Here is a 21,792-nt window from a genome sequence, read left to right as displayed (position 1 = left end):
CGCCTGGCTCCATCACTACAATCACCACCGGCCCCACACTGCTACCGGCGGCAAGCCGCCCATCACCAGGTTGACCAACGTCCCTGGGCAGTACAGCTAGGCCGTAGCGGGCGGCTAGCTCGGGCTGTGATGGCAGCTTGTCGCCCGGGGCGAGCCGGCGCGTAAGGATGGCCGCCCGCAGCTTGGTCGCGATCTACCCCCGTACCGACTACGACGAGTGGAAGCGGCTGCTTCGGCTTGCCGGACTTCGCGACGGCCGGTTGCACCATGCCCGGCACACCGCAGCGACGGTGCTGCTGATTCTCGGCGTGGCCGAACGTGAGGTGATGGGCATCACGGGCTGGTCGAACTCGCCGATGGCGACTCGCTACCAGCACCTGACAACACAAGTACGGCGCGACATTGCCCGCCGGGTCGGCGGCCTGCTCCGGAGCGGCACCCCAGAGGCCGAGAGGGTTGAACGAGACTCGGGGTAAATCGGCTGATGGCAGGTCGCTGCGGCGCACCCGATGCAGTTCGCGTCGGGTGCGCCGACGCATGAACCACGCCTAGCCCGCAAAGGCAAGTGTCGATATAACGACAGTCGTTCACCTTCCCAACTCTCCGCACCCGCCATAACGTGGCGGCCATGCGGGCGGGGGTATCGAGTGAGCAGGAATGGGCCAACGTAGTAAACGACGAGTCTACAGCCTGGCACCCAGACCACATACGCAGCTTGATTATCGACGCAGAGGAAAAGCTCCATCTTCAAGAGATTTGGCGCAGGGTCGGGTTGGCCTGGATATTTCTCGGCAATCTAGCACTGATCGCCCTCGCCGCAATGGCAACACTGAAATTATTCGAGCAGATCTCCCGACTTGCTGTACCTCTCTACATTGCAGCAGGCGTCTCGCTTCTAGGATCGCCTGCGCTTGCGTACTGGCAGTACAAGCGCACACGCTCCACGCGCATCATCATCAAGAAACTGCACGTCGTTCGCCGAAGGACTCAGGCAGAGTCAGACACCGAAAGCGGCGTCGCCCAGGACTCCGCCTTGCCTGCACAGAAGCGGTATAGAGAAGACGTTCCCGACCTGATCTCTCAGTTCAGGGAGGATGCAGGCCGGACCCGAAGGGTGCACAACCGCTTCCAAAGCATTATCATCGTCGGCTCGGTGATCACCTCGGCCATTGCTACGGCATCCGTGTCCTTCGTCCAAGCAAGGTGGCTTACCGTTGGGGCTAGCGCGGCAGTCGGTCTCGCCGCCGGCTTCACGGGCTACTTTAAATACCACGAGCGCAGCTTCAATTCTCAGCAGACGGCTGATGCCATTGAGCGTGAGTACGAAGCGGTTGAACTCCGGGTGGGGAAGTATGCCAACCTGAAGGAGCTTGAGGCATACGCACTCTTCGCCGACACAGTTGAGCGCCTGCGCGACGAACAGAACAAGCGGCAGCAGCAGCTCGACCAGCCAGTCGAGGTGACCCGCGAGGAGTGAGCCGGGCTTGTCGTGATCTTGTGTCACACGGCCCCCGCAGGGGCAACTGAGGACCAGAACTGGGACCAGAAGCGGAACGCCCGGCCGGTCCTCACGGACCGTCCGGGCGTTCTCGCTGTTGCGAGCGGTGGCGGCGGGATTTGAACCCGCGGAGGGCGTAAACCCTCACACGCTTTCGAGGCGTGCTCCTTAGGCCACTCGGACACACCACCGCCGAGTAGGGTACAGGACCGCTGGTTCCGATGCCGAACCGGTGTCGGCCCACCGCGCCTGGCAGGATCTTTGCCATGAGTACGCACATCGGCGCAAAGCCGGGAGAGATCGCCGAGCGGGTCCTGATGCCGGGCGACCCGTTGCGGGCCAAGTGGATCGCGGAGACCTACCTCGAGGGCGCCGAGTGCTACTCGACCGTCCGGGGGATGCTGGGCTTCACCGGCCGCTGGAAGGGGGTCGACGTCTCCGTCCAGGGCTCCGGCATGGGCATGCCGTCCGCCTCGATCTACGCCCACGAGCTGATCAACGAGTACGGCGTGAAGTCGCTGATCCGGGTCGGCTCGTGCGGGGCGCTGCGGGAGGACCTGAAGCTCCGGGACGTGATCGCCGCCATCGGGTCGTCCACCGACTCGAACATGAACCGGATGCGCTTCGACGGGCTGATCGACTACGCGCCGGTGGCCGACTTCGGCCTGCTGCGCACGGCCGTCGAGGTGGCCGAGCGGCAGGGCATCACCATGCACGTCGGGCCGATCCTGGCCGCTGACGCGTTCTACACCGACCGGCCGGACCTGTACGACACCCTCGCCGACTACGGCGTGCTGGCCGTGGAGATGGAGTCAGCCGCGCTCTACACGATCGCGGCCCGGTTCAAGGCGCGGGCGTTGACCGTGCTGACCGTCAGCGACCACATCAAGACCGGCGAGAAGACCACGTCCGCGGAGCGTGAGCAGACCTTCAGCCAGATGGTCGAGATCGCCCTGGACACCATCATCAGCTGAGCCCCCGTGGCACGTCGCCGCCCCGCCCATCCACCCGGATCGGCGGGGCGGTTCGTTCGCGGCGCGCGGCAGGTGACGGCAGTTCCGCCCACCACCCGGTCCGGTGACGGCGACCATCCCGTCCGACGCGGCTTCGGGTGCGTTCGCCGCCGCTGGACGAGGACGAACGCACCCGGAACGTACCGATGATCAGCCGGTCAGGCGAGCGCCTCGGTCGGGGCGAGTCGAGCGGCCCGGACGGCCGGGTAGAGGCCGGCGAACCCGCCGATCAGCACTGTCACGCCGACGCCGCCGGCCATCGCCCAGAGCGGCACCACGGTCGGCCACTGCCGCCAGAACGCGTATCCGGCCGTGACCAGGATGCCGAGCAGCACACCGCCCGTTCCACCGAGCGCGGAGAGCAGCAGCGACTCGGCCAGGAACTGGACACGGACCTGGCCCCGGGTCGCGCCCAGGGACCTGCGCAGCCCGATCTCGGCCCGCCGTTCCAGCACCGAGATGACCATCGTGTTGGCCACCCCGACCCCGCCGACCAGCAGCGCCACCGCGCCGAGCCCGAGCAGCAGCCCGGTGAACGCCTCGTCGGTGGCCGCGGCGGCGGCGAGCGCGTCGGACGGCCGTGACACCTGCACCTCGTTCGGCGACTCGGGGTTCGCCGTCGCGCCGAGCACCGCCCGTACCGCCTCCACCGAGTTCTCCCGCGCGCGGGTGTAGACGGTGGTCGGGTGCCCGTCGAAGCCGAGGTACGTCTCGGCCGCCGGCCAGCCGACCAACGCCGAGCTGTCCAGCTCCGGCGCGAGCGGGGCCGGCGCCAGGATGCCCACCAGGGTGAACCAGCGACCGCCCAGGTACACCTGCACCTCCGGGCCGGCCGCGCCGAGCCCGAGCCGTCGGGCTGCCGCGTCGCCGAGCACCACCGTCGGGTACCGCTCGGTCGCCGCGTTCAGCCAGCTGCCGCTGCGTACGGTCGCGCCGACCGTGCCGGGCAGGCCGAGCCGGGCGGCTCGGACGGCGATCCCACCCGTCTCGCCGGACGGGATGCGGTCGGTGCGGTAGACCGCGACGTCCGGCACCTGCGCGGTCGCGGAGACGTCGGTGACCGGCCCGATCCGACCGATCATCGCCACCGACTCCACCGGCAGCGCGGCCTGGTCCCCGAAGATCGTGTTCCCGGGCGCGACCGTGAGCAGGTTGGTGCCGAGCCGGTCGAGCGTACGGTCCAGGTCGGCACGGGACGACGAGGAGATGCCCACGACGGCGATCATGGCCGCGATACCGATCGCGATGCCCAGCGCGGAGAGGAACGCCCGCAGCGGTCGGGTACGCAGACCCACCCCGCCGACCCGGAGCACGTCGCCCGGCCCGAGCCGGGCCGGCGTCAGGCGTGGTCGGGTGTCGGCGTTCACGCGTGGTCGGGTGTCCGTCGCCATCAGCGCACCCCCTCCGCGATCGGCGCCGCCGGATCGGCCACCACCTGACCGTCGCGCATCCCCACCTGGCGGGGCAGCCCATCGGCGATCTCCCGGTCGTGGGTGATCACCACGACCGTCGTGCCCGCTGTATGCAGCTCGCGCAGCAGCGCGAGCACCCCGGCACCGGCCACCGAGTCGAGGTTGCCGGTCGGCTCGTCGGCGAGCAGCACCGCCGGCTCCCCGACCACCGCCCGGGCCACCGCGACCCGCTGCCGCTCGCCACCGGAGAGCTCGTGCGGCCGGTGCGTCAGCCGGTGGCCCAGCCCGACCCGGTCCAGCGCGGCCTCCGCGCGCCGCCGCCGTTCCCGTCGCGGCACCCCGGTGTAGAGCAACCCGTCGGCCACGTTGTCCAGGACCGGCGTGCCGGCGGCCAGGTGGAACTGCTGGAAGACGAAGCCGATCCGGCGGGCACGCAGCGCGGCGAGTTGCCGGTCCGGCAGGGCCGCCACGTCGTAGCCGTCGATCCGGACCCGACCGGCGGACGGACGGTCGAGGGTGCCGATCAGGTGCAGCATCGTCGACTTGCCCGAGCCGGACGGGCCGACGATCGCCACCAGTTCGCCGTACCCGATCCGCAGCGAGACCTCACGCAGCGCGGTCACGCCACCCGGATACGTCCGGCTCACCCGCTCGAGCACCACGGCGTCACCGGTCATGCCGGCGTCCCCACGGTCATGCCCTCGGCGATGTCCGGGCCGCTCACCTCGACCCGACCGGCCGCGAAGAGACCGGTGGTGACCGCGACGATCCGGGTCCGGTCCCCGTCGACCACCTCCACGCCGTACCCGCCCTCGGCCAGGGCGAGCAACGCGGCCACCGGGACGGTGAGCACGTCGGGACGCTCGGCGGCGGTGAACGTGACCTTCACGCTCGCCTGGTCGTACCCGGCGAGCTTTGCCGGGTCGGCGACCGAGACGGTGACCTCGACCTTCGTCTCGGCCTCGGTGGACTGCCCGGCGGCGCCGCCGGATCCGGCGTCGACGATCGTCTGCGCCGACTCGACCTTGCCGGCAACCGAGCCGCTGTCGGGCAGGGTGACGGTGACCGCGGCGCCCTTCTTCGCCAGCCGCTGGTCGTCCACGTCCAGCTCGACGGTCACCAGCCGGCTGGTGCCGGTGTACGTGAGCACGCCCTGGCCGGGTTGCGTCGCGTCGCCGGTCGCGGCCTGGTGGCTCGCCACCCGCACCGCCCCCTCGGCGTAGAGGATCCGGCCCGGTTCCACCCGGCCGGTCTCGGGCAGCCCGAGGTCCTCCTGCCAGTCGCGCACCGCGTCGGCGGTGCTGCCGGTGTACTCGTCGTCGACGGTGAACCCGGTGTGGCCGAGTTCGCGGAGGTTCCGCTCGAACTGCGCGACGTCCGCCCCTTCCGCCCCCGGTTCGAGCACCCGGTACGCGGGCAGCGACCCGTAGAGCAGCACCACCGGTTCGTCGTCCACCGCGTACAGCCGGCCGCCCCGCTTCACCACCGTGCCGGTCTCCGGCAACGCGGTGACCGTCCCGGCGAGCCGGGCGCCGGCGGTACGCGGAGTGCCGTACCCGAGTTCCCCGTTCACGGTCTGCGTATCGGTCAGCGTCTGGCGGGTGACGGTGGCGGTGGCCGGCGGGACGGATCCGGCGGCCGCCGTACCCCGGTCGGTGCCGGCGAAGCCCACCGCGGCCGTGACACCGGCGGCGGCCGCCACCACGACGGCGGCGGTCAGCGCGAGGGGCCGGAACCGGAACCGGCGAGCGCTCACTGCACGGCCCCGAGCTGCTTCGGCCCGTACTGCCGGCACTTCTCCATCGCGGCCCGCACCTCTGGCGCCTTGACGTTCAGTTCGTCGAGCCGCAGCCGGATCCCGCCGTCCGGCTGCGGGTCGGGGAACTCGGGTACGCCGTTCTCCCGCATGCAGGCGGCGAGCTTGCGGGCCTGTTCGAGCTGCTCCGGGTTGAGCTTGAGCTTCTCCCCGCCGTTGGGCAGGTACTGGCGGCACTTCTCCATCGCCGCCTCGATCTTCTCCGGGTCGGTGCCCTTGCCGAACCGGAGCCGCAGGCCACTGCCGGGCTCCGGGTCCGGCATGTCGACCCCGTTCTCCCGCATGCAGGTGGTGAACTTCAGCCGTCGCTCGTCGTCGCCGAGCTGGGTGACCGGGCTGGCCGAAGCCGTCGCCGCGGCGCCACCACCGGCGGTCGCCACCGCCGGCTCCTCGCTCGGCGCGCCACAGCCCGCCACGCCCAGGGCGAGCAGCAGCGGCAGCGCGAGCATTCCTCGTCGCATGACACGCTCCCCTTTCTCGGCCCGGTCGACGCCGGGCACCTCCGTCGGCCTGCCGGCACCGCCCACAGGTCAGTGCGCGGCGCACCGCCGGCCGGTTCGTCGACCCGACGCAGCGCCGGGCCATCCCGGCCAGTCCACGACATGCGGCGTATCCCGGGCGTAACCGTTGACGTTTACGCCGGCGTTATGCAGTCGCGCGGCACCATTGGGCGGGTGAGAGTGCTGGTGGTGGAGGACGAGAACCTGCTCGCCGAGAGCATCGCCGAGTGGCTGCGCCGCGAGGCGTTCGCGGTGGACGTCGCGTACGACGGCGACGCGGCGCTGGAGCGGCTCGGTGTCAACGACTACGACGTCGTCGTCCTCGACCGGGACCTGCCGGTGGTGCACGGTGACGACGTGTGCCGGGCGATCGTCGACAGCGGCGGGGGGACCAGGGTGCTGATGCTCACCGCCGCGGCGGCCGTACGGGAGCGGGTCGCCGGACTGGCGTTGGGCGCCGACGACTACCTGACCAAGCCGTTCGCGCTGGTGGAGCTCTCCGCGCGGGTGCACGCGCTGAGCCGCCGGGCTCGCCGGGCCGCTCCGCCGACCCTGGCCCGGGCCGGCATCGTGGTCGACCCGGCCCGTCGCGAGGTGCACCGGCAGGGCCGGTACGTACCGCTGTCCCGCAAGGAGTTCGCCGTGCTGGTCGAGCTGATGCGCGCCGACGGCGCCGTCGTCTCCGCCGAGGAGTTGCTGGAACGCGTCTGGGACGAGCACATCGACCCGTTCACCAACGTGGTTCGGGTGACCGTCATGAAGCTGCGCCGGAAGTTGGGCGAGCCGCAGGTGGTCGAGACGGTCCCCGGCGTGGGATACCGGATAGCGTGAAACGACTGACCCTCCGCGCCCGGCTCACGCTGATCTACGGCGGCCTCTTCCTGGTCGCCGGGCTGGTCCTGCTCGCCGTCACCTACGTGCTGGTCGATCAGCGCACGGCCCAACCGTTCGGGGTGGCGCTGAAGGATGTGAAGCCGATCATCCAGGGGGTGGACGGGAGGCTCACCGGCGACCAGGCAGAGCAGTTGCGTCTGATCGTCAGGAAGGTGCAGGGCGACGCGCGGAACCAGACCCTCGACTCGCTGCTCACCCAGGGCGGGATCGCGTTGGGCCTGGTCTCCGTGGTGGCGATCGCGTTCGGCTGGCTGGTCGCGGGCCGGGCGCTGCAACCACTGCACCAGATCACCGGGACCGCCCGGCGGATCGCCGGCGCCGACGTGGCCGGCCGCGGGCTGCACGAACGCATCTCGCTCTCCGGGCCGGCGGACGAGGTACGGGAACTGGCCGACACCTTCGACGAGATGCTGGAACGGCTGGACCGGTCCTTCGACGGGCAGCGCCGATTCGTCGCCAACGCCTCACACGAGCTGCGGACTCCGCTCGCGCTGAACCGGTCCCTGATCGAGCTGGCGGTCACCCGACCGGACGCGTCCGAGGACGTACGGCGGCTGGGCGAGTCACTGCTGGCGGTGAACGAGCGGCACGAGCGGCTGATCGACGGGCTGCTCACGCTGGCCGACTCGGAGAAGGAACTGACCGCGCGGTCCCGGGTGGACCTGGCCGACGTGGCCGACCATGTGCTGGATCAGACCATCGGAGCGGACGGTGGCCCCACCGTGACCCGGGAGCTGTCGCCGGCGCTGGTGGTCGGCGATCCGGTGCTGCTGGAGCGGCTCACCACCAACCTGGTGGAAAACGCGCTACGGCACAACGTCGCGACCGGCGGCTGGGTCCACGTCAGCACCGGCCTGTGGGACGGCCGGGCGGAGCTGACCGTGAGCAACACCGGTCCGACGGTGCCGAGCTATGACGTGGAGGCCATCTTCGAGCCGTTCCGCCGCCTTTCCGGCGAGCGGCTGGGCGGCGGTCGTGGGTTCGGGCTCGGGCTCTCCATCGTCCGGGCCGTGACGCGGGCGCACGGTGGCACGGTGATCGCCCACCCGCGCGAAGGCGGCGGGCTGGTGGTCACCGTCCGGCTGCCCGAGGCGCCGATGACGCCTGTCGATCATCAAGTTATCGGCGCGACACGCCGTGTCGGGCACCGCTAACTTCATGATCGAGCGGCTCGCGGGCCCGGCGAGGATCGGGGGGCGAGGGTCAGCGGAAGAAGGCCCGGAGGACGGCGGCGGTCTCGTTCTCCAGCACTCCGCCGTAGACCTCGGGCCGGTGGTTGACCCGCCGGTCACGCAGCACGTCCCAGAGGGACCCGACCGCGCCCGTCTTCGGCTCCCAGGCACCGAAGACCACTGTCGAGATCCGGGCCAGCGCCAACGCCCCGGCGCACATGGTGCAGGGCTCCAGGGTGACGACCAGCGTGCAGTCGTCCAGCCGCCACCGCCCCAGCCGCTGCGCGGCCCGGCGCAACGCCAGCACCTCGGCGTGTGCGGTCGGGTCGCCGGTCAGTTCACGCTCGTTACGGCCGAACGCCAGCTCGGTCCCGTCCGGGCCGTAGACCACCGCGCCGACCGGCACGTCCTCGACGGCGAGGTCGGCACCGTCCGCGGGGTCGGTGCTCGGGCCACCGGCCGCCGGGCCGGTCACCGCGACCTCCAACGCCCGGCGCATCCACAGCTCGTGCCGCTGCCGCCGACCCGGCTCACCCGGATCGGCCAGCCCCTCGTCGGCACCCGGGCCGACCCGTCCGAGGCGGCCCGGCGTCGGCTGCCCCGGGCGGACCGTCTCGAGCGCCGGATCGGTGGCGTCCGCCGGTTCACCACCCAGCGGGAGAAGCGGCTCACCACCGTTCGGCGGGTCAGACCTCACGCAGCTCCTCGACCGCGTCGGCGCAGCCCAGCACCTGACAGATCTCCGCGGTCACGTCGGCGGGCAGCAGCCCCTCCTCGGCGCAGAGCGAGAGCAGCTTCTGGGCCGAGATGCCGAGGTCGGCCAGGAGGTCCGCGTCGCCGACCGGGTCGGCCTCGGGGTCCACGGCCGGCTGCTCGCTCTCCTCCTCGCCACCGCCGCTGGAGCGGGGCTCGTCCACCTCGTCGAGCCCGGTGACGGAGGTCTTCAGGTCACCGACGAGCAGCGCGCCCAGCCGGGACTCCTCCGCGTACGCGGAGTCGGAGCCGAAGACGCGCAGGTCCTCGCCCTCGTCGAGACGCATGATCACCAGGTACGTGTCGTCGGCCTCGACGAAGAGCAGCGACAGGTCGGCGTCCTGATCGACGTCCCGCAGGCGGTCCGCGACCTCGTCGATGTCGGTGGCCCCTCGCAGGTTCACCTCGGCGGCCGTCCAGTCGCCGTCATCGCGCACCACGGCCGCAGCGAAGTACGACACGATCCCCCCAAATTGCCTCGGCACAGCACGCCGACTCGTTACGCGTGCACGTTATCCGGTCGGGTCGGCGGGCGGCCGGTCAACGCCCCGACGGGCAGCTCAATACTGACAAAGTCATGGCCGTCTCAGCCCGCCAGCCGCCGCCTCGTGGCGATCAGTTGCCGTAACCGCTCGGTGCGCATCCGCTGCGGGCGTTCGCGCTGGCGTACCGCCCGGGCCCCGGCCAACTCGGCGAGGACTTGCAGGCGACGGCGGCTGCGTTCCGGGTCGAGCCGCGGTGTGGTCCAGGCCATGCTGCCGAGCGTGCCGAGTCCACACGCGCACGTCAAGCCGGGTTTCGGAGCGCAGCCGGCCGGCCACGCGACGCAGTCACCAGAGCGGCCAGTTCCCGGTGGTCGCCCACCGCACGGCCACCACCGCCGCGGCGATGCTCCACCCGCCGGCGGTCACGATCGCGATCCCGGCGGCGACTCCACGGTCGCCGTACCGGACCAGCGCCAGGGCCGCCAACCAGGCCAGCAGCCCGGCCAGCAACGTCCACCAGGCGTAGCCCGCCACGTCCCTGCCGAGCAGCCCGAACAGCAGCAGCCAGGCGAGGGCCGCACCGCCGCCGGCGGCGACACCGACGCCGGTGACCGGGTGCGGTTCGCGGTAGGTGGGCCGGGTGGGTGGCCCGGCCGGAAAGAGCCCCGAGGGGGTACGCGCAGACGGGCGGTACGCGGCACCCGGGTCGTACGGAAGGGGCTGCTGCCCGGTCGTCACGCCTCGCCTCCCCTCAGCCGGAGCACTCGTCTCACCGTACCGACTCTGCCAGGATGGCCGGATGCCGTCGCCGACGATCAGACGCCGCGCGTACCCGGTCCTGCTGCTCGCCATGGCGCTCGCCGGTGGCTGCGCGTCGACCCGGCCGGGGGTACCACCGGGCGGCCGCCCGGTGCCGCCACCGCCGACCGCCCCCGCCGGCGCGGACCAGCCGGCGCCCCCGGAATCGGCCGACCCGACCGCACCGGGCGCCGCCCCCGCGTCCACGACCACGCCCCGCGCCGATCTGCGGCACGTCTTCCCGGTCCGGGCCGGCAACGTCGCCTACCACAAGACGCACTCCGGCTACCCGGCGACGGACATCTTCGCCGACTGCGGCGAGCCGGTCGTCGCGGTCACCGACGGCACGATCCTCGAGGTGAGCCGGGTGGACCGGTTCGACAAGCGGGGCCCGCTCGGGCCGAACAACGGTGGGCTGTCGGTGTCGCTGCTCGGTGACGACGGGGTGCGGTACTACGGCTCGCACCTGAGCGCGATCGCGGGCGGCGTGGACGCCGGTGTGCGGGTACGTGCCGGTCAGAAGCTGGGCGAGGTGGGCCGGACGGGCAACGCGAACAACGTCTGCCACCTGCATTTCGGGATCTCCCCGCGCTGCTCGGGTCAGGACGGTTGGTGGATCCGGCGGGGCGTGGTCTGGCCGGCGCGCTACCTGGACTCGTGGCGCAAGGGCGGCAACCGGGGTCCGGCTTCCGAGGTCAGCACCTGGCAGCGGCGGCACGGCTGTCCGAAGGCTCCCTGAAACGGCGCTCCGGCGACAAGTGCGGTGTCCAGGAACGTTGGCGGTGTCGCGCTGAGGTCCAGGCGGCGATCCGGCGCGGTCCGGTGAACGTTTCCGGGCGCTGCACTAGGTTCGATGGGATGAAGGCCCGGGACCCAATCGCCGACCTGCGGCGGATCGCGTTCCTCCTGGAGCGGGCGAACGAGGCGACCTACCGGGTACGGGCGTTCCGTTCCGCGGCCAGGTCGCTCGCCGCCCTTCCCACGGCCGAACTGGCCGAGCGGGCGAAGGCCGGCACCCTCACCGAACTGTCGGGCGTCGGCGACGTCACGGCCCGCTGCGTGGCCGAGTCCCTCGCCGGCGAGGAACCGGTCTACCTGCGCCGGCTGGTGGCCACCGAGGGCAGCGACCTGGACGCCGAGGCGACCGCCCTGCGTACGGCGCTGCTCGGGGACTGCCACACGCACTCCGACTGGTCGGACGGCGGATCACCGGTGGAGGAGATGGCGCTGGCCGCGGTGGAGTTGGGGCACGAATATCTGGTGCTGACCGACCACTCGCCCCGGTTGACGGTGGCCAAGGGACTGACCGCCGATCGGCTGCGCCGCCAGCTCGACCACGTGCAGAAGGTGAACGCGGCGCTTCCCGAGGGCTTCCGGATCCTCACCGGCATCGAGGTGGACATCCTCGCCGACGGTTCCCTCGACCAGGACGAGAAGCTGCTGGCACGACTCGACGTGGTGGTGGGCTCGGTGCACAGCGGCCTGAACGACGAGCGGTCGAAGATGACCCGGCGGATGCTGACCGCGATCGCCAACCCGCACCTGGACATCCTCGGGCACTGCACGGGGCGGATGGTGTCGTCCCGTCCGGCTGGGGTCACCGGCCCCGGCGACCGCGGGCACCGGGCCCGTACCCGCAAGGAGAGCGACTTCGACGCCGATGCCGTCTTCGCCGCCTGCGTGGAACACGACGTGGCCGTGGAGATCAACTCGCGGCCGGAGCGGCAGGACCCACCGAAGCGGCTGATCCGCCGGGCGCTGGAGGCGGGCTGTCGCTTCGCCATCAACACCGACGCCCATGCACCGGGCCAGCTGGACTGGCAGCGCTTCGGTTGCGAGCGGGCGGCGCGCTGCGGCGTCCCCGCCGACCGCGTGGTCAACACCTGGTCGGCGGAGCGCCTGCTCGACTGGACCCACTCCCACCCCTGACCCCGCCCACCCCCACCCCTCCCCCCTCCCGCCTCCCCTCCTCCCGCCCCCGTTGATCAAGAGGTTTGCGTCACGGCGGGCGCCTGATCTGACGCAAACCTCTTGATCAACGCGGCCCAGCCAGAGGGCCGGGGGGGCTGGGGGTGGGGGGAGGGGGCTCGGGGGTGGGTTAGGGGTGGGTGGCGGGTTCGGCTGCGGGCTTGGCGATGCTGACGGGGGTGGGGCGGCGTCGGCTGAGCAGGCCCTGCGACACGGCGACGCCGATCAGCACGATCAGCGCGCCGACCGGCTGGTGCCAGTTGAGCCGCTCGCCGAGGGCCACGGCGCCGATCAGCACCGCGAACACCGGGATCAGGTAGGTCACCGTGGCGGCCGTGCTCGCCCCGGCAACCCGGATGTTGCGCATGTTGATGACGAAGGCGAGGCCGGTGCCGAGCGCACCGAGCGCGACCACGCTGGCCACCACCGGCAGCGACAGCCGGGTCGGCAGCGGGGGCGCCCCGGCCACCAGCGGGGTGACGATCGCCAGCTGCACCGTGGCGAGCAGCAGCTGCGCGGCGGAGAGCGAGAGCCCGGAGTGGGTGCTGCCGGCGACGAAGCGCTTCTGGTACGGGATCGCGACGCCGTAGCAGGCAGCGGCCCCGAAGCACATCAGCTGGCCGGCGAAGTGCGACCCGCCGACGCCCTCCCACACACCGAGCACCACCAGCACGCCGGTGAACCCGAGAGCGAGGCCCACCGCCCGGCGCGTGGTGAGCCGCTCGGTACGGAAGACCAGCACCGCCAGCGGCAGGACGATCAGCGGCGTCGTGGCGTTCCAGATGCCCGCGAGCATCGACTCGACCCGCTGCTCGCCGTAGCCGAAGAGCGTGAACGGGACTGCCACGCCGAACGCGGCCACCACGAAGAGATGCGCCCAGACGCGGGGCTCCCGCGGCAACCGGTCGCGCAGCACGGCGAGCACCACCAGCAGGGTGAGGGTTCCGGTGACGACCCGGTAGAGAGTGAGCTGGAGGGGATGGAGTTCCTCGACCCCGACCTTGATGAACAGGAAGCTCGACCCCCAGATCGCGGCGAGGGCGAGGAAACCGGGCAGCCAGCTGCGGGGCGCCGGCCGGTCAGGAGCGGAGTGGTCAGTCACCCCTGACACTCTGCCGAATGGGTACGACGATGTCGCGCGACTTTCGGACAGGATGTCCCACCCCCTTCCGCGATCGGTCCGACCCGGCGGACCTGCCACCCCTGAACACGGCAAACGCAGTCGACACGGGGCGGGACAGGTCACGTAGGGTCGCCACGTGGGACGAATCGACGAACTCGCGAACCGCTACGTGGCCGAATGGGCGCCGCTGAGCCCGACCGGGGCCACCTACGTCGGCATCGCCGGATATGACGACAAGCTGGACGACCTGACGCCCGAGGGGTACGAGTCCCGGGCCGAACTCACCCGCCGCACCCTGGCGGACCTTGAGGTGACCGAGCCGGAGACCGAGGCGGAACGGACCGCCAAGGAGGCCATGCAGGAGCGGCTCGGCCTCGATCTGGCGCGCCACGAGGCGGGCGAGACGACCAGCGAGGTCAACGTCATCGCCAGCGGCCTGCACGACATCCGGATGGTCTTCGATCTGATGCCGACCGAGGGCGAGGACGCGCAGGCCAACATCGCGTCCCGGCTGAACGGCTTCGCGGCCGCGCTGGACGGCTACAAGACCACGCTGCGTGAGGCGGCCGCCGCCGGGCACATCAGCTCGAAGGTGCAGCTGACCGAGGTGGCCAAGCAGTGCGACATCTGGGTCGACCCGAACGGCGACAACTTCTTCCACGGCCTGGTCGAGCGACTGGGCGCGGACGGCAGCGTCGGCGCCGAGCTGCGCCGGGGCGCGGCCGCGGCCACTGCGGCCACCGCCGAGTTCGGCCAGTTCCTCCGCTCCGAACTCGCCCCGCGGGGGCGGGACAAGCAGGCCGCCGGCCGGGAGCGTTACGAGCTGGCGTCGCAGTACTTCCTCGGCGCCAGGATCGACCTGGACGAGACGTACGCCTGGGGCTTCGCGGAGCTGGCCCGCCTGGAGAGCGAGATGCGGCAGGTGGCCGCGCGGATCGCCGGTGCGGGTGCGACTGTCGACGAGGCCGTGGCGAAGCTGGACGCCGACCCGGCGCGGACCATCCGGGGCAAGGAGGCGTTCCGCGACTGGATGCAGGCGCTGGCCGACAAGGCGATCAGCGAGCTGCACGGCACGCACTTCGACATCCCCGAGCAGGTCAGGCGGATCGAGTGCTGCCTGGCGCCGACCAGCGACGGCGCGATCTACTACACCGGACCGAGCGAGGACTTCTCGCGCCCCGGACGGATGTGGTGGGCGGTGCCGCAGGGCATCAGCGACTTCTCCACCTGGCGTGAGGTGACCACGGTCTACCACGAGGGCGTGCCGGGTCACCACCTCCAGGTCGCGCAGACCGCCGTTCGGGCCGATCTGCTCAACCGCTGGCAGCGGCTGCTCTGCTGGGTCTCCGGGCACGGCGAGGGCTGGGCCCTCTACTCGGAGCGGTTGATGGACGATCTGGGCTACCTGGAGGACCCGGGCGACAAGCTCGGCATGCTCGACGCCCAGGCGATGCGGGCGGCGCGGGTCATCGTCGACATCGGCATGCACCTGGAGCTGGAGATCCCGCGCGACAACCCGTTCGGCTTCCACCCGGGTGAGCGTTGGACGCCGGAGCTGGGCTGGGAGTTCATGCGCGCGCACTGCCGGGTGCCGGACGAGAACCTGCGCTTCGAGCTGAACCGCTACCTGGGCTGGCCGGGGCAGGCACCGTCGTACAAGGTGGGCGAGCGGATCTGGCTCCAGGCCCGGGACGAGGCGAAGGCCCGCAAGGGCGCCGACTTCGACCTCAAGGAGTTCCACCGGCAGGCCCTCGACCTGGGTGCGCTCGGTCTGGACCCGCTCCGCCAGGCGCTCGCCCGGCTCTGACCACCGCTCGTCGGGCTACGGCCGGGGTACCGCCGATCGCGGTCCCCGGCCGTGGCCGTCGTCAGGTCAGGTCGATGTGCAGGGGAGTGCGGGTGTTCGCGGTCAGCGTGTCGCAGTCGATGTACGCCAGGTCGACCACGACATCGGTGAAGGTGATGGGCACCGGCGAGGTGACCGGTAGCCCGTCCGGGAACGGCAGGTCCGGGGTGAGCGTGACCTTCACGCCTTTGAGTCGTCCCACGTACCGGGTGGCGTAGAACGTCACATCGCCCTTCACGATCAGCTGCTTGGTGACGTACCGGACGGTCTTCCCCTCCGGACCGCCCACCCTGAGCACGAAGTCGTTCGTGACGGCCTTGTCCATGGTGAACATCAGCGTCTTGAGCTTGCCGTCGTCGGTGTCCAGCTCGGCGATTCCCGCGAAGTGCAGGCCGGTCATGGTCTGCTTCGAACCGGTGAGCTTGCCGGGCTTGGCCGCGACCTTCGGCACGTCCGGGTCAGCGGCGACCCGGGGCAGCGGCTTGCCGACCTCGACCGGCTCGGGCTTGCCCGGGGTCGGTGCCCCGCACGTGTCGCGGGCCGGCTTGCCCGGCTGCGACGAGGCGCCCGGCCGGTCGCCTGGCGAAGCGGCCCGCGTCGGCGTGGCCGTGCTGCCGCCTCCCGGCCGCGTGGTGGTCGACGGTGACGCCGCGCGGTCGTCGTCCGAGTCGTCTCCGGTGAGCAGACCGGTGATCCCATCGACGATGTCGGTCAGCAGGTTGCCGTCCGACGATTCGTCCGGGTCGGGGGTACTGCTGCTCGACGCCGACGGGCTCGGCGAACTCGGCGCGGTCGGCTTCACCGTCGGTTTCGCGGTCGCCGTCGGCCCCGGGCAGGCCGGGGCGGCGGCCGCCGGCTCCACGGGGCGGAGCCCGACCAACCCGGCTGCGACGGCCGCCGTCGTGACGAGCAGGATCGCGTACGTCTTCGGGTCCCGGTGCCGGCCGCCGGCCGCCGGCCCCTCCGGATCGACGGCTGGCGTCCCCCGGGTGGTCTCCGTCCCGGCGGAAGGCTCGGCAGATGCCGGTTCCCGCAGCGGGTTACGCGGCTGCGGCGGCACGTCGGCGAGAACGCCGGTGGGCTCCTCGGCACGCTGCCGCGGCATCAGCTCGTCCACGAGCGCGGCCTCGTCGGCATCTGCCGTTCCCGTGCTGGGCTCCTCCGTGGAACTCGTCGCCGCGGGCAGCTCCGCGGTGTCCTGCTGAGCAGCCGGTGTTCTGCGCGGAACCCAGGCGAACCCGAGCGCGCTGCCGACCATGCCGAGCAGCAGGCCGATGAAGAAGCCGCCGAGGTTCACGCCGATCAGCGAGTAGACGGCGGTCACCGCCGCGACCACGGCGTAGAAGGTGCGCTGCGCCGGGCTGAACCAGAAGAGCAGCCCGCAGGTGATCAGGATGGCGGGGATCAACCAGGTCAGGAAGCCGGTCGGCCCCATCTTGAAAACGAGGCCGTTGAGGCTCATCTGCGTACTGCCGAAGATCTCCAGGCCGGCCAGCATGGTGAAGAGACCGCCCCAGAACGGCCGCTGCCGCCGCCAGCGGCGGAATCCGCGCCACGCCCGGCCCAGCCAGCCGAACGGGTTGGAGCGGACTTCTTGCGACTCGGCGGTTGTCACGTACTCCTCCTGGCGGTGCCGACGGGGTGGGACATGGTCGAGGCCCGCGGAGGGCGCCCTCCGCGGGCCTCGGCGTCAGATCACTTCGGGTCCGGGAAGCATTCCTTCGCCTTGTCGCCGACGTTGACCTTGAGCTTGAGGCCGGTGAGGTTGAAGGTGCCGGCGCTGGTGGAGCGGGCCACCTGCCGGAGATCCGTGATCACCACCCGGTCCGCGCTCTGCCCGAAGGACTTCTTCACGGCGTGCTCGTTCAGGTCGGTCGCGTCACGGCCGATCTGGATGTTGGTGAACGTCGCGTCGCCCTCGAGGGAATCCATGTCGATCAGCAGGCCCTTGGCCCGCGCCGGCTTGCCGCCACCACCGGCGTTGATGGTGAGCACGATCCTCAGTCCCGGAACGCTGGCGTCGACGGACTGGCAGAGGTTGTAGAGCCGGGCGTCGGCGATCTCCGACACCGCGACCGGGTGGATGGTGCCGTCCTTCTCCTTTGCGATGCCGCCGTACTGCTCGAAGCCATCGCCCACCAATTTCGAGGCACCGACCTTGAACGTCTGGCCGGACACGTCGAACGAGGCGGCGATGGCACCGTTCGCCATGCCGAAGACGATGGCGCCGGCGACGGCGGTCGCCGGAACCATCATGGCGGCGAAGCGACGCCACCGGGTACCACCGCCAGGTTGGCGGTCTTCCGATTCACTCACGGGTCCTCCTCGACGGGGATGTCGTCACGAATCGGGGACGCGACTCGGACGGGAAGATCGGGGCGCTGCGGGGCCGTCGCCGACGAGCTGCGCAGTACGCGGATGGATGTTCCCGCGAAGCGACCTAGCTCACAAGACCCTTGCTACTGACCGGTAACCCGTGCGTGGTACGGAGACCTCCGAGCATCACGAAGCGTTGATGGGACCTACCGCGACGGTGAGGGACAAAAGGTTCATGTCGGGATCAGGCGGGCGGCGAATCTAACCCGGGGTAGCCACAGCGGACGGGAATCACAGTTCGGTAACGAACAGCTGTCAATGCGCTGAGGATGCCGGAAACCTCCACCGGCCGGGCGGCCCGACCGGACGTACGGGTCAGGCAGGCTGGCCGGTGGCAGCGAGCCACGACCCGAGCAGATGGCGATCGATCGAGTCGATCCGGCCGAGCCGGCCCGCGGCCGCCCGGGCACGAAGTTCGTCAGGGGTGAACCAGCGCGCCTCCAGCAGCTCGACGCCGTCCACCTTGACCTCCTCGGACAGGGCTGTGGCGCGGAAGGCGACCATCAGACCGGCCGGGAACGGCCACGCCTGCGACCCCTGGTACTCGAGGTCGGTCACCTCGACGCCGACCTCCTCGGCAATCTCCCGGCGTACCGCGTCCTCCAGGCTCTCGCCCACCTCGACGAACCCGGCCAGAGTCGAGTACGACCCCTCCGACGCACCCGCGTGTCGGGCCAGCAGGCAGCGCGCGGCACCATCGGGCGCCTGGACCAGCACGATGACGGCCGGCTCGATGCGGGGAAAGAACAACCGCCCGCACTCCGGCGCCGAGCACACCCGCACGTGCCCACCGTCGCGGGCCGTGGTGGGCGCGCCGCAGCTGCCGCACCACCGCTGCTGCCGGTGCCAGTGGAACAGCCCCCGCGCGTACGCCTGGGCCGCCGCCTCAGCCGGATCGAGACGACCGGCCAGCTTCCGCACGTCCACCGCCGACACCGCACCGGTCAGCGCCAGGGCGTCCGCCTCGGAGTGCCCGGTGAGATCTGCCCCGAACACCGCGACGCCGCCGTCCAGACCGAGGAAGACAGTCTCGGCCGCGGCGACGAGGACCCGGGTCGCGGCGACGCCGGTGAGCCGGACCGGAACGTGCTCGGCGGTCACCAGGCAATGGTCGTTCCAGAGCGGCAGCACCCCGGTCCGCTCGTCGGCGCGCAACGCCGCCAACCATTCACTGTCGGCGCGCAGCGCACCCGCCCGGTCCAGCCACCCACCCCCGTAGGCGAACACCCCGTCGTCGATCCGCACGCCGTCACGTTGCCACGTCCTGTCGGCGACCGCCAGGACCGGCGAACACAAGCGGCCTACCAGCTGATCGGTACGCGACACGCGGCGCACGGCGGACCCGACGACGACTGCCAGAACCACCCCGGCGTTGGTTACCGTAGGTCTCCGTTCGGGGAGGGTCCCCGGTGACACATCCGATCGAGGTTGCTGTGACGCTGTACGGCGCGAACCGTCCGCCCGCCGACGACCGTCCCACCGTGCAGGTCACCGCGGTCACCTGGCCCATCGAGGAGCCCGCGCCACCGGCCCCGGTGACGCCGCGCCGCCGGCGCCGGGTCCGGCTACTGGTCGCGGTGGGTGGCGCCGCCGCCGTACTCGGTGCCGTGGCGGGCGTCGGCGCCTACGCGTACGCGGGTGACGTGCCGCGCGGCACCACGGTGCTCGGGGCGGAGCTGGGCGGCCGGAGCCGCGCGGAGGCCGTCCGGGAGCTCGAGGCCGAGCTGGACCGGCGCACTGCCGATCTCGCCAAGCCGTTCTCCGTCCGCGTGGGGAAGCGGACCGTCGAGATCGTTCCCGCCGAGGTCGGCCTGGCCGTGGACGTGCCGGCGAGCGTGGCGGCCGCAAGGGACGCCTCGGCGCACCTGGTGAGCCGGCTGGTCGGCTCCCGATCGGTTCGGCCGGTGGTGTCGGTCGAGGTCGACCGACTGCACAGCGCCCTGCAGAAGGCGGCCGGCGACCAGAGCCGGAAGATGACCATGCCGGCGATCACGTACACCGGGACGACCCCGAAGGTCGTGTACCCGAAGCCGGGCTTGGCGCTCGACCCGCGTCTTTCGGCCGACGCGGTCCGGGCGGGCTGGCTCACCGGTCAACCGGTGACCGTACCGCTGGTCGAGACGAACCCGGCCACCAGCGGCGAGGAGGTGGACCGGCTGGTGAACGAGCTGGCCCGGCCGGCTGTCGGCGCGCCGGTGAAGCTCACGACCGCTGAGGGCTCGGTGACCATCCCGCCGAAGGCGATTGCCAAGAGCCTGCGGTTCACGGCTGACCAGGCCGGGAAACTGACCCCGCGGGTGGACGTGAAGCGGCTGCGCACCGCGCTCGGCGACGACCTGTCGACCATCGAGGTCGCCCCGAAGAACGCCCGGATGGCGATCTCTGGTGGGCGGCCGAAGGTGGTCGACCCCGGCCGCCCCGGTCAGCAGTTGGACGACGCGAGGCTGGGCCAGGACCTGCTCACCGTGCTGCCCAAGGCCGAGGGCCGCCAGGTGACCGGGACGCTCGAACCGGCGCAACCGGAGCTGACGGCGGAGAAGCTCGGCAGTCTGGGCATCAAGGAGAAGGTCTCCTCGTTCACCACCCGGTTCACCGGGGGGTTGTCGTCCTCGCGCAGCCAGAACATCGTGACCATCGCGCGGGAGGTCGACGGCACCGTGGTGTTGCCCGGCGAGACGTTCTCGCTGAACGGGCACACCGGTGAGCGCGGTTACGCGCAGGGCTACCGGGACGCGCCCGTCATCCTCGACGGGAAGCTGGTGCCCGGCGTCGGCGGCGGCACCTCACAGTTCACCACCACGCTCTTCAACGCCACCTACTACGCGGGCCTCGAGGACGTCGAGCACAAGCCACACTCGTACTGGTTCGACAGGTACCCGGCGGTCATCGAGTCGACCATCTTCTGGCCGGACCTGGACTTCAAGTTCCGCAACAACACCGACCACGGACTTCTGATCGACACCTCGTACACCTCGAGCACGATCACGGTTTCGATCTGGAGCACGAAGATCTACGACAGCGTCAAGACGGAGTACGGCCCGCGTCGCAACATCACCACGCCGAGGATCATCCACCTGGAGCCGGGCCCATCCTGCATCCCCAGCAACGGCATCGACGGCTTCACCCAGGACGCCTTCCGGGTGATCCGCAAGGACGGCAAGGTGATCAAGCGGGAGAAGTTCACCTGGCGCTACGACGCCGAGCCGCGCTACGTCTGCGGCGGCCGGCCCTGACGGGACGTCGCGGCCCGCGCTCCCCGCGGTACGCGAGTCAGCGCCGCGCCTCGACCAGGCCCTTCCGTACGCCGTCCGCGTCCCGGTCGGCCAGGTAGATCGGGGTACCAGGCTCCTGCCGCCAGCTGTCGTCGAGGCCGCCGCCGTCGACCGGGTCGAAGCCGATCTCGTCGACCAGGTCCATGACCACCCGCTTCGCGTCGGGGTCGTCGCCGGCCACCGGCAGGGCGATCCGCCCGGCGGCGCCGGGTGGGCTGCCACTCTCCAGCAGATGCTGGGCGGCGATGGTGTTGAACGCCTTGACCACGCGGGCACCGGGAAAGTGTTCGGCCGTCCACCGGCTGGACGCCTTGCCGTCCATCAGTTCCGGGATGTCGCCGTCGCGGTCCGGGTAGTAGTTGTCGGCGTCGACCACGATCTTCCCGGCGACGAGCTCGCTCGGTAGGTCCGGCACCGCCATCAGTGGCACGGCCACCACGACCAGATCCGAGCGTTGGATCGCGTCCTCGACCGTGCCGGTCTCCGCGCCCGTCTCGCCGCCCAGCGCTCGCAGTGTCTGCGGGCCGCGGGAGTTCGCCACGGTGACTTCGTGTCCTACCGCGCTCAGTCTGCGCGTCAGGTTGCCACCGACGTGTCCGGAGCCGATGACGCCGATTCTCATGGCTACTCCTCTGCGGTCGTCGTCGAGACGAGGTCCGTACACGACGTTACCGAGAGGGCCGGCGGGGATTTGCGGGATCGGCGGACAGCGTCCACCCCTTCCTTGATCCGCCCCGGAAACACGTTCAGGGCCACCCCTGAAACGGGGTAGCCCTGAACGGAAAGAATGTCCGGCGGTGTCCTACTCTCCCACACCCTCCCGAGTGCAGTACCATCGGCGCTGGAGGGCTTAGCTTCCGGGTTCG

21 protein-coding genes, 1 tRNA gene, 1 rRNA gene and 2 pseudogenes are annotated in these 21,792 nt (G+C 71.2%); 9 read left to right on the top strand and 16 right to left on the bottom strand.

Annotated elements, in window-relative coordinates:
• Window positions 1-94: 94 nt before the first annotated feature.
• A pseudogene (locus BXA10_RS29470) lies at window positions 95-193 on the bottom strand (GntR family transcriptional regulator); the annotation flags it as partial.
• Here BXA10_RS29470 and BXA10_RS29465 point away from each other — a divergent pair.
• Both BXA10_RS29465 and BXA10_RS32350 read left to right on the top strand, forming a co-directional pair.
• A pseudogene (locus BXA10_RS29465) lies at window positions 192-476 on the top strand (tyrosine-type recombinase/integrase); the annotation flags it as partial. The pseudogenes BXA10_RS29470 and BXA10_RS29465 sit on opposite strands and share 2 nt — an antisense overlap.
• A 152-nt stretch (window positions 477-628) precedes the next feature.
• Complete coding sequence (locus BXA10_RS32350; RefSeq protein WP_245828635.1) at window positions 629-1,477, top strand: DUF4231 domain-containing protein; 849 nt, start codon at window positions 629-631, stop codon at window positions 1,475-1,477.
• 125 nt (window positions 1,478-1,602) lie between these two features.
• On the opposite strand, the gene BXA10_RS29455 is transcribed toward BXA10_RS32350, so the two are convergent.
• Window positions 1,603-1,689, bottom strand: a tRNA-Ser gene (locus BXA10_RS29455).
• 75 nt (window positions 1,690-1,764) lie between these two features.
• Between BXA10_RS29455 and deoD the strand changes: the two genes are divergently transcribed.
• On the top strand, window positions 1,765-2,472 hold the full coding sequence (gene deoD / locus BXA10_RS29450; protein WP_076474110.1) for a purine-nucleoside phosphorylase: 708 nt from the start codon (window positions 1,765-1,767) through the stop codon (window positions 2,470-2,472).
• A 197-nt stretch (window positions 2,473-2,669) separates the two neighbouring features.
• Here the strand turns inward: deoD and BXA10_RS29445 are convergent, their stop codons facing one another.
• From BXA10_RS29445 to BXA10_RS31205, 4 genes are read right to left on the bottom strand one after another with little or no spacing between them, the layout of a single operon-like run.
• Window positions 2,670-3,902 carry an ABC transporter permease gene (locus BXA10_RS29445; protein ID WP_076474109.1) on the bottom strand — a complete coding sequence of 411 codons (1,233 nt, stop codon included), beginning with the start codon at window positions 3,900-3,902 and terminating at the stop codon, window positions 2,670-2,672.
• Window positions 3,902-4,600: an ABC transporter ATP-binding protein gene (locus BXA10_RS29440; protein ID WP_076474108.1), complete on the bottom strand. Its 699-nt coding sequence runs from the start codon at window positions 4,598-4,600 to the stop codon at window positions 3,902-3,904. The genes BXA10_RS29445 and BXA10_RS29440 overlap by 1 nt, the downstream gene beginning before the upstream one ends.
• Window positions 4,597-5,679: a peptidoglycan-binding protein gene (locus BXA10_RS31210; protein WP_076474107.1), complete on the bottom strand. Its 1,083-nt coding sequence runs from the start codon at window positions 5,677-5,679 to the stop codon at window positions 4,597-4,599. The genes BXA10_RS29440 and BXA10_RS31210 overlap by 4 nt, the downstream gene beginning before the upstream one ends.
• Entirely contained in the window at window positions 5,676-6,200 is a 525-nt protein-coding gene (locus tag BXA10_RS31205; RefSeq protein WP_139338229.1) for a hypothetical protein, read from the bottom strand. The genes BXA10_RS31210 and BXA10_RS31205 overlap by 4 nt, the downstream gene beginning before the upstream one ends.
• Window positions 6,201-6,413: 213 nt before the next feature.
• Between BXA10_RS31205 and BXA10_RS29425 the strand changes: the two genes are divergently transcribed.
• Both BXA10_RS29425 and BXA10_RS29420 read left to right on the top strand, forming a co-directional pair.
• Window positions 6,414-7,070: a response regulator transcription factor gene (locus tag BXA10_RS29425; RefSeq protein ID WP_175649349.1), complete on the top strand. Its 657-nt coding sequence runs from the start codon at window positions 6,414-6,416 to the stop codon at window positions 7,068-7,070.
• Window positions 7,067-8,287 (top strand): sensor histidine kinase, encoded by a 1,221-nt coding sequence (locus BXA10_RS29420; protein ID WP_076474106.1) that lies wholly within the window; start codon window positions 7,067-7,069, stop codon window positions 8,285-8,287. Before BXA10_RS29425 ends, BXA10_RS29420 begins: the two co-directional genes overlap by 4 nt.
• Window positions 8,288-8,336: 49 nt before the next feature.
• On the opposite strand, the gene BXA10_RS29415 is transcribed toward BXA10_RS29420, so the two are convergent.
• From BXA10_RS29415 to BXA10_RS29405, 4 genes are all read right to left on the bottom strand, one after another.
• Window positions 8,337-8,804, bottom strand: coding sequence for a deaminase (locus tag BXA10_RS29415; RefSeq protein ID WP_175649350.1), 468 nt, complete (start codon window positions 8,802-8,804; stop codon window positions 8,337-8,339).
• A 187-nt stretch (window positions 8,805-8,991) separates the two neighbouring features.
• Window positions 8,992-9,519: a tRNA adenosine deaminase-associated protein gene (locus BXA10_RS29410; protein ID WP_076474104.1), complete on the bottom strand. Its 528-nt coding sequence runs from the start codon at window positions 9,517-9,519 to the stop codon at window positions 8,992-8,994.
• Between the two features lie 125 nt (window positions 9,520-9,644).
• Window positions 9,645-9,812, bottom strand: a complete 168-nt coding sequence (locus BXA10_RS31765) for a hypothetical protein (RefSeq protein ID WP_175649348.1) — start codon at window positions 9,810-9,812, stop codon at window positions 9,645-9,647.
• 76 nt (window positions 9,813-9,888) lie between these two features.
• The gene (locus BXA10_RS29405; protein ID WP_076474103.1) at window positions 9,889-10,281 is read right to left on the bottom strand and encodes a hypothetical protein; all 393 of its coding nucleotides are present in this window, start codon (window positions 10,279-10,281) and stop codon (window positions 9,889-9,891) included.
• A 61-nt stretch (window positions 10,282-10,342) separates the two neighbouring features.
• On the opposite strand from BXA10_RS29405, the gene BXA10_RS29400 reads away from it, so the two are divergent.
• Entirely contained in the window at window positions 10,343-11,080 is a 738-nt protein-coding gene (locus BXA10_RS29400) for a M23 family metallopeptidase (protein WP_076474102.1), read from the top strand.
• A gap of 119 nt (window positions 11,081-11,199) precedes the next feature.
• On the top strand, window positions 11,200-12,270 hold the full coding sequence (locus BXA10_RS29395) for a PHP domain-containing protein (protein WP_076474101.1): 1,071 nt from the start codon (window positions 11,200-11,202) through the stop codon (window positions 12,268-12,270).
• 169 nt (window positions 12,271-12,439) lie between these two features.
• On the opposite strand, the gene BXA10_RS29390 is transcribed toward BXA10_RS29395, so the two are convergent.
• Window positions 12,440-13,411 carry a DMT family transporter gene (locus BXA10_RS29390; RefSeq protein WP_076474100.1) on the bottom strand — a complete coding sequence of 324 codons (972 nt, stop codon included), beginning with the start codon at window positions 13,409-13,411 and terminating at the stop codon, window positions 12,440-12,442.
• 157 nt (window positions 13,412-13,568) lie between these two features.
• Between BXA10_RS29390 and BXA10_RS29385 the strand changes: the two genes are divergently transcribed.
• Complete coding sequence (locus BXA10_RS29385; protein ID WP_076474099.1) at window positions 13,569-15,239, top strand: DUF885 domain-containing protein; 1,671 nt, start codon at window positions 13,569-13,571, stop codon at window positions 15,237-15,239.
• A 61-nt stretch (window positions 15,240-15,300) separates the two neighbouring features.
• Here the strand turns inward: BXA10_RS29385 and BXA10_RS29380 are convergent, their stop codons facing one another.
• The 3 genes from BXA10_RS29380 to nudC form a co-directional block, all read right to left on the bottom strand.
• Window positions 15,301-16,893, bottom strand: coding sequence for a DUF6114 domain-containing protein (locus BXA10_RS29380; RefSeq protein WP_076474098.1), 1,593 nt, complete (start codon window positions 16,891-16,893; stop codon window positions 15,301-15,303).
• Between the two features lie 80 nt (window positions 16,894-16,973).
• On the bottom strand, window positions 16,974-17,534 hold the full coding sequence (locus tag BXA10_RS29375) for a DUF6230 family protein (RefSeq protein WP_076474097.1): 561 nt from the start codon (window positions 17,532-17,534) through the stop codon (window positions 16,974-16,976).
• Window positions 17,535-17,969: 435 nt separating this feature from the next.
• Window positions 17,970-18,899, bottom strand: a complete 930-nt coding sequence (gene nudC, locus BXA10_RS29370; RefSeq protein WP_076474111.1) for an NAD(+) diphosphatase — start codon at window positions 18,897-18,899, stop codon at window positions 17,970-17,972.
• 188 nt (window positions 18,900-19,087) lie between these two features.
• Here nudC and BXA10_RS29365 point away from each other — a divergent pair, with 188 nt between their 5' ends.
• Complete coding sequence (locus BXA10_RS29365; RefSeq protein WP_076474096.1) at window positions 19,088-20,887, top strand: VanW family protein; 1,800 nt, start codon at window positions 19,088-19,090, stop codon at window positions 20,885-20,887.
• 37 nt (window positions 20,888-20,924) lie between these two features.
• Here the strand turns inward: BXA10_RS29365 and BXA10_RS29360 are convergent, their stop codons facing one another.
• Window positions 20,925-21,590 (bottom strand): NADPH-dependent F420 reductase, encoded by a 666-nt coding sequence (locus tag BXA10_RS29360; RefSeq protein WP_425436136.1) that lies wholly within the window; start codon window positions 21,588-21,590, stop codon window positions 20,925-20,927.
• A 125-nt stretch (window positions 21,591-21,715) separates the two neighbouring features.
• Window positions 21,716-21,792: ribosomal RNA gene (gene rrf, locus BXA10_RS32795) — 5S ribosomal RNA — on the bottom strand; the annotation flags it as partial.

This window comes from Micromonospora avicenniae (genome assembly GCF_900156065.1).
Taxonomy (GTDB): domain Bacteria; phylum Actinomycetota; class Actinomycetes; order Mycobacteriales; family Micromonosporaceae; genus Micromonospora; species Micromonospora avicenniae.
Note: the sequence above shows the minus strand (reverse complement) of the source record. Positions and strands in the feature narration are given on the sequence as shown.

Coding starts and splice junctions, on each gene's coding strand:
- BXA10_RS29395 (WP_076474101.1), top strand. CDS start 11,200: ATGAAGGCCCGGGACCCAATCGCCGACCTGCGGCGGATCGCGTTCCTC.
- deoD (WP_076474110.1), top strand. CDS start 1,765: ATGAGTACGCACATCGGCGCAAAGCCGGGAGAGATCGCCGAGCGGGTC.
- BXA10_RS31765 (WP_175649348.1), bottom strand. CDS start 9,812: ATGGCCTGGACCACACCGCGGCTCGACCCGGAACGCAGCCGCCGTCGC.
- BXA10_RS31205 (WP_139338229.1), bottom strand. CDS start 6,200: ATGCGACGAGGAATGCTCGCGCTGCCGCTGCTGCTCGCCCTGGGCGTG.
- BXA10_RS29440 (WP_076474108.1), bottom strand. CDS start 4,600: ATGACCGGTGACGCCGTGGTGCTCGAGCGGGTGAGCCGGACGTATCCG.
- BXA10_RS29415 (WP_175649350.1), bottom strand. CDS start 8,804: ATGCGCCGGGCGTTGGAGGTCGCGGTGACCGGCCCGGCGGCCGGTGGC.
- BXA10_RS29445 (WP_076474109.1), bottom strand. CDS start 3,902: ATGGCGACGGACACCCGACCACGCGTGAACGCCGACACCCGACCACGC.
- BXA10_RS32350 (WP_245828635.1), top strand. CDS start 629: ATGCGGGCGGGGGTATCGAGTGAGCAGGAATGGGCCAACGTAGTAAAC.
- BXA10_RS29375 (WP_076474097.1), bottom strand. CDS start 17,534: ATGATGGTTCCGGCGACCGCCGTCGCCGGCGCCATCGTCTTCGGCATG.
- BXA10_RS29400 (WP_076474102.1), top strand. CDS start 10,343: ATGCCGTCGCCGACGATCAGACGCCGCGCGTACCCGGTCCTGCTGCTC.